We start from the raw sequence: 6,969 nt of genomic DNA, 5'->3' as shown, positions 1-6,969 counted from the left end.
GGCTTTCGCCGGTGCCGCTTTGCCTGGCGCTTTCTTTGCCTTCATTTGCAGGCCGCCCTTGGCAGGTGCCTTGGCAGGAGGAGCGTCGGAGCCTTCGCTCGCTGCGGGCGCGGCCTTGGCCGGTGCTGCTTTGCCTGGAGCCTTCTTCGCGCCCTTCATCTGCAGGCCGCCCTTAGCGGGGGCTTTCTTGGCAGGAGCTGCCGCGGCGTCGCCTGCGGTTTCTGGTGCCTTTGGTGCCTCTGGCGACGCTGTGCCCGTCGCAGCAGCCGCGGCTGCTTTGGCGGGAGCTGGTGCGGGAACTCTGGCGGGGGAGCGTTTGGAACCGACGGTGAGACCTTCAGGCAGGCCACGCTTGACGGAATCCAGAAGCATCATTGCGACGTCCACAACCTCGACGCCTTCGCCTTGGCCCGACTCTTGCCGCGCGGTGACACCGTCGGAAAGCATGACCCGGCAGAATGGGCAGCCAGTTGCGATCTTCTGTGGGTTGGTGGCGAGTGCCTCATCGGTGCGTTCAACGTTCACGCGCTTGCCGAGGTGCTCTTCCATCCACATGCGTGCACCACCGGCACCGCAGCACAGTGATCGTTCACCATGCCGTGGCATTTCGTTGAGCTGTGCGCCTGACGCCGCGACCAGCTCACGGGGTGCCTGATAGATCTTGTTGTGGCGGCCGAGGTAACACGGGTCGTGATACGTCGTGTTCTCTGCGGGTTCGGCCACCGGGATCAGCCGCTTGTCACGCACAAGCCGGTTGAGCAGCTGCGTGTGGTGGACGACCTCGAAGTTACCGCCAAGCTGGGGGTACTCGTTTCCGATCGCGTTGTAGCAGTGTGGGCAGGTAACGACGATCTTGCGCTGCTTGGGGGCGCGGTCTTCGAAGACTTCGTTGAAGGTCTCGATGTTCTGCTGCGCGAGAGTTTGGAAGAGCAGCTCGTTACCGGCTCGGCGTGCCGAGTCACCGGTACAGGTCTCGCCGGCGCCGAGCACCATGAAGTTCACGCCAGCGATGTGCAGAAGTTCGGCGACGGCACGGGTTGTGCGCTTCGCGCGGTCTTCGTAGGCGCCGGCGCAACCGACCCAGAAGAGATACTCGCTGTCCCCGAAGTCCCCTTCGTAGACTGGTACGTCAAAGCTGAGGTCCTCGGCCCACTTGAGGCGATCGCCAGCATTCTGGCCCCACGGGTTGCCCTTGACTTCGAGGTTCTTGAAGAGGCCTGCGAGCTCCGTGGGGAAGGCGGATTCGATGAGCACCTGGTAACGGCGCATATCGATGATGTGGTCGACATGCTCGATGTCGACCGGGCACTGTTCGACGCAGGCACCGCAGGTGGTGCAGCTCCACAGCACTTCGGGATCGATCACGCCATTCGTTGCGGGGTCGCCCGTAAACTCGCCCACCAGTGGCCGGCCTGCTTCGGTGCGCGCTTCTTCTGGGATGCGTGCGAGCCTTGCCTCGTCAATGTTGCCGTCGCTGTCGACGAGACCTACTTCGTCCCCGCCCATGTCTTTCTTGCCGCCAGCGAGGAGATACGGGGCCTTGGCGTACGTGTGATCGCGGAGGGAGAGAATCAGCAGCTTCGGCGAAAGCGGCTTGCCCGTGTTCCAGGCCGGGCACTGCGACTGGCAGCGGCCACACTCGGTGCAGGTCGTGAAGTCGAGCAGCGCTTTCCACGAGAAGTCCTCGACTTTGCCCGCGCCAAACGAATCGACTTCAGGGTCGGCCTCCTCGAGTTCCAGTACCTGGCCGCCGGACATCATCGGTTTGGCCGCTCCGAGTGCGACCCCACCTTCGTCCTCACGCTTGAAGTAGATGTTGAAGAACGCGGAGAAGCGGTGCCAGGCGACGCCCATCGTGATGAACCGCCCGACAATAAGCAGCCAGATCATGCCCGAGAACAGCTTGATCATGGCGAAGATCGAGACGAGCACTGGTTCAGCCGGCAGCAATTCCGCGACCCAGCGGGTGAAGAAGTACTCTACGTTGCTGCCGCCGTAAACGGCGTACTTTGAGGCGCGCACGAAGATGACGCCGAGGCCTTCAATGAGGACCACAGCTTCGACGAAGTAGGCCTGCCAGAAGCTCGACCCACTGAAGCGGGACATACGGTCAGGGCGGCGCGGATGGTTGCGCTGACGAATGATGATCAGCACGATTATGCCGACGACAGTGCCTATGCCGAGGAGTTCCATGAGGAAACTCCATGGGCCCCAGCCACCGATTATTGGCCAGTGGAAGTGGGGATTGAACGTCTCGCCGTATGCCTCGAGCCAGGCGGATGCGCCGAGAATGAAGCCGACCATTACGAGCCAGTGCGCCCAGCCTACCGACCGGAATTTGTTCATCCGGGTATGCGCAGCGACCTCGACCAGGAGTTGTCTGAAACGCGGCAAGATCGGGAACAGGCGTGTTCCGTCGGGCTGGCCCAGCCGGATCGTCTGCACCATGCGCCATGCGCCGGAGAAGAAGATGATCCAGCACGGGATGCTGAGCACTGCGGCAATGGTGCCGAGTGTCAGCGTCACGGAAGTCACGTCGCTCATGTCGTCGTGGCCTTTCTGTCATGGCGGCCGGGCAGCTTTGCCCTGCACCGTCGCATCCTCCGCGCTTATATTACCTGCTGGTAACGAAGTGCATGTTACTGGCCAGTAACTTAGCGGCGACTGCAAGTGCTTTGCGGGCGAGTATGGACGACGCGACCCCTTTCGCGCCAATTGCCGCCTTGCAGGATGTGTCCGGCTCGCTCGAATTGGGGCTCGTGCACACTCGTCTGCACTAACGGTATTAGCTGCCCGAAACGGAGTTTTGCCCAGGCAGTCCTAACTCGCCGTCCCAGGGATGAAACGCAGGCAGAGAATGCGCCCGCCACCGAGACGGAGGCGGGCGCAGCTCGGGTCAGAAAGGTTTCAGGACGTGCGGATCCTAATATCTGGCCGTTTGTTGAGAATGTCGTTGATAGGTGTCGCGTAAAGCTGAGGCTTCTCCCCGAAGAAGCTCGTTTCCCGTTCCGCATCCGCGCAGGAAGCGAAATCGCCCACGTCTGAGGCGCTGGATACCCCCACAGCTCTAGTGCCGCTGATGATTGCGCCGCCACTGTCACCCTGCAGGGCGCAGATATCCGCGGTGAACGCGTTATCGAGCGTGCGTGCACCCACATCGACCCGCAAGTTCGCGGAAGTGATCACACCGCAGGTGAAACCGGTCGTCACCCCGGACTTGCACACGGGCATACCCACAACGGGGTCAGCGGTGCCTGTGACGTGGATGTCGTTACCGCCGCGCACGCCCGCGGTCTGGAAAAGATCCACGAAGTCTTCGTGGATAGTGATAACCCCATAATCTGCGCCATTCATGTCTGTCTGTGTGAACGTGCCGAACTGCTTGCCGTCGAGTGGGCCGCCGAGGAAGGTCGCTGGAGTGTTCGAACTGTCAGGTCCCTCAGGGTTGCAATGTCCCGCGGTTATGTTGATGACACTTGCGCCAGGGCCTTCCGCATTGAAACCAAGCGAGCAGCGTAACTGGTTGCCCGCAGCGCCCGCGAGAAATGCGTCACCACCCATAGCTTGGTACTGATGCGGGGATCCGGACCCGCTTTCACGCAGCGGTGTGCTCTCGTCAGGCGAAATCTCGTTCACAGGAGTGAACAGGATTCCCACTTCCCGCATGAGTGCAGGGAGATCGAAGAGTCCGTCGAGGCTCCCCGGCCCCGTGTCCGCGACGCCAACAACCACACTGTTCCGGACTAGATCGACCATCACGCCCTGAATCAGGCTCCGGAACGGTTCCGCCAGGGATTCCGTCCACTCGGACAGTGCCAGCACGTCACGGTGAAGCTCAGACTCACTGCGTGCGACATTTTTTACCGAGAAACCGGCCTCTTCGACGCGTTCAGCGAGCGAGTCGGTCGTCACGCCGATCGTCGGGGTGCCGTTGTCCAGCCAGGCGCCGCCGAACTCATCGGGAAACTCCACTCGTAGTTCCTCCGCAAACGTTGCGAGACGCTGTGCGAGTTCTGATTGCTGGAGAAACTCGTCCGCCGATAGCCCTAGGTCGCGTTCGAGCGCTTCGATCAGCGCGGCAGGGAGTGTTGACCCAGCGGGCTGAGGCGCCGCCAGGCTTACTGCTGCTCCCGGAACAAGCAACGTCAAAGCGGCCGCGCCAGCGATCGCGGCGCGCCTGAGAAATGACGAGCGCATCAGTGACCTACCATGCCTTTCTCGGCAGCCCAGGGTGCCCGCGAACGATGATCGCGGGCCGTGCCTTCGGATCACTGTAGGGAGCCCGGGGGACGAGCGGCAGAGTTGAGTTCGATTAGTCACCCAACTGTGACCAGCGAATGCAAGACCGGTTGACGTGGATCACATCATGTGGTTCGCCCGGGTCACGGTCATGAGGCAGACGGTGCGTGCGGAAAACCCATTGTGCGAAGCATCGTGAGCATTTCCGACCGGTTCTGCGCACCGAGACGCTGCCGGATGCGGGCAACATGATGCTCGACGGTTTTCGGCGCGATGAAAAGCCGCTCCCCGATTTCGCGGTAGGGGAAGCCCTGAACGACGAGGTTCGCAATTTCCGCTTCGCGGCGGCTCAGCCCTCCCAAGCTCATCTGAGAAGTGGCTTCGAGGCTGCTGACACTGTTTGCCGACGCGACGTGTCCGGGCATTCGCAGCGCTCGCGCTAGCTGCAGCAGGCCGGACGCGATCCTGGGCTCACATGAGCGGAATGCCGCCTCGGCCGCGAGCCGAGCACCGTCCCAGCGATGTCCAGTGTCCGCTAGCGTCCGCGCACTGGTTTCTACCTCAGTGGGATCGAAGTCTCTTGCCAGCACACGTATCCATGTCCGTCCTGCCGCGGCGAGTGCGGAAGCGTACGAACTGACCTGAGCGGCGGAGCCGAGCTTGTTGGCGTGCGGGGCAAGAGAATCGGGCTTATCCGCAATGATGGCTGCCTGTACCCCGCACCAATGGAATAGAGCCGCCCACAGCGCCGGTGAGCCTAGTGCGTCGAGCAGGCGACTCGCCTGGTCGACTAGGTGCTGTACCTCCGCGTCTTGAGATAGGTGTGCAGCTGCGATCCAGAGTTCACCGATGGGAAGCAATGAGAATAAGTCCGCTGTGCATGCCGCGAGCACGGGGCGGGCTGCCGCCCAGCATGCCGAAAGCTCGGCGGCGTTGTCGGCGCGGCGTGCAATACCAGCGCGCAGTCCGTATTCGAACAGCTTGTCGCGCGGGGACGTGAGATCACCGGTGAGCGAAGCCATCCGGTCGGACGCTTTTTGTGGATCACCAGCGAGCATTGCTGCCCAGCCGTCAAGTAATTGCAGCCGCGCGGTGACGACTTTTTCGGGCCGGTCCTCACTGAGGGCCGTATCAAGGATCGACTGCGCAGCAGCGATGTCACCACAGTGCAGCGCTGCAGTGGCGGCGAGGGTGGCCGCGTGGTCGGGCATTGCTCGCCTCACCGGCGGCGGTGACAGCATCGATACTGAGCGTGCGAGCAGGGCGATCGCGGACCTGCCCGAAGCCGCCATGGAGGCATCAACGCCTTCAGCGAGTAACCGCAGGCCCTGCGCATAGGTCGTGGGGATGCCCTCGTCCGCGTGGTTCAGAAACTCCCGGGCAGCGCCGGCGTCCCCCGCCGCGAACAAGACGACGGCTGCGATCGGGCGGTCCGCGCCCGTGCGCGATGGGCCGAGCCACCGGTAAAGATCCGCGGCGTGCGGGACCATGCCCCGCGCTGTGGCCACGGTCGCGGAAATCCTGATGGCGCTAGCGAGGCCTGCGGCTGAACGTGCAGGATCACCGTTGAGCGCTCGGTTGGTCACCGCGTCGGCGAAGTGCAGCGCGTTGGCGAAGTCGCCGGTGCGAGCTGCGACATCTGCCCGCAGCAAGCCGATTTCGGCGATGTGCGCGCCGGCTGAGCGTGCGGCATCAAGAAGTTCAGCTGCGTGTGCTGGGTCGGAGTGCGCGCACCGCTCGGCACTGTTGACGAGGAAACTCGCAACGGCAGGACTGGTGACGTTATGCTTCGCCAGACCCTGGGCGATAGTGAGAGTGAGGGCGTGACTTCCGCACAGCGCTTCGGCGATGCTCGTGCGCAGCTGTGACAGTTTGGTTGCGCCGATGTGCTGAGCGAAGAGCTTGGTTACGTGCGGCGACACGGCGTCGTGGTCAAGCAGTAGCGCGCTGTCACGCGCTTCGTCGAGTAGTCGTTCAGCCTGCTGCTCGCTGACGCCGAGTGTCGTGGCGACGATTGAAACGGATACCGTGACTTCGGCAACCGCAATAGCTTGCTGAACAAGTGGGGGTAACGCCGCGAAACGACGAGTGAGCCACGCGTTGCCAGCGAGCTGAATCGTGGTGAGGCTGTGGCTCGAACGGTCTTGCAGCAATGCCGCGAGAATCTCATGCACACCATCTGGCCGGCCAGCGGTGATCTCGAATATCGCCGTAGTTTCGTGCTGGTGTAATTCGCGGCCCACCGCCTGGCGTGCCCGCAGGGAGATGCCTTTCGCGTTCAGATGGGCGAGATTCACGACATCGGTGTCAGTGCTGCAGAGCAGCCGGTCCAGCAGCTGCCGATTGGTCCGCGGGCGGGCCGCGATCACGACGCTCGACGTGCGCTCGCGCAGAAGAACCTCGAGTTCCTCGAAGGCAGTTGGTCCTAGCCGGTGCGCATCGTCGATAAGCACTGCCGAACCGGCAGGCGGTTTTTCACCGCTTACCGGGATGCCGCTCACGACGGGCACGCCCAGTGCTTCAAATGTAGTGTGGGCGAGTCGAAGGGTCGTCGTCTTGCCCGTGCCTGCGGGACCAAGTACTACTTTATGCACCGGACGGCCGCGCGCATGGTGGATCATCGCGAGGAGATCGCTAATCTGGCCACCCGGTTCAGGAGAGGTCCTGCTTTCCCTGGCGGACAGGAGTCCGGACGGCCCCGGTTGCCGCGCGCCCGTGTCACGCACTGCC

3 protein-coding genes are annotated in these 6,969 nt (G+C 62.8%); all 3 read right to left on the bottom strand.

Translation table 11 applies throughout. The features are described 5' to 3' along the window. A partial coding sequence (locus ONR57_RS04530) for a (Fe-S)-binding protein (RefSeq protein ID WP_265121807.1) occupies positions 1 to 2,535 on the bottom strand: 2,535 nt, incomplete at its 3' end. A gap of 372 nt (positions 2,536 to 2,907) precedes the next feature. After that, a complete protein-coding gene (locus ONR57_RS04525; RefSeq protein ID WP_265121719.1) occupies positions 2,908 to 4,197 on the bottom strand; it encodes a S1 family peptidase in 1,290 nt (429 codons plus the stop codon). Positions 4,198 to 4,388: 191 nt separating this feature from the next. Beyond that, complete coding sequence (locus ONR57_RS04520) at positions 4,389 to 6,965, bottom strand: LuxR C-terminal-related transcriptional regulator (protein ID WP_265121806.1); 2,577 nt, start codon at positions 6,963 to 6,965, stop codon at positions 4,389 to 4,391. Positions 6,966 to 6,969: the final 4 nt, after the last annotated feature.

It is taken from the genome of Hoyosella sp. YIM 151337 (assembly GCF_026041215.1).
Taxonomy (GTDB): Bacteria; Actinomycetota; Actinomycetes; order Mycobacteriales; family Mycobacteriaceae; genus Hoyosella.
Note: the sequence above shows the minus strand (reverse complement) of the source record. Positions and strands in the feature narration are given on the sequence as shown.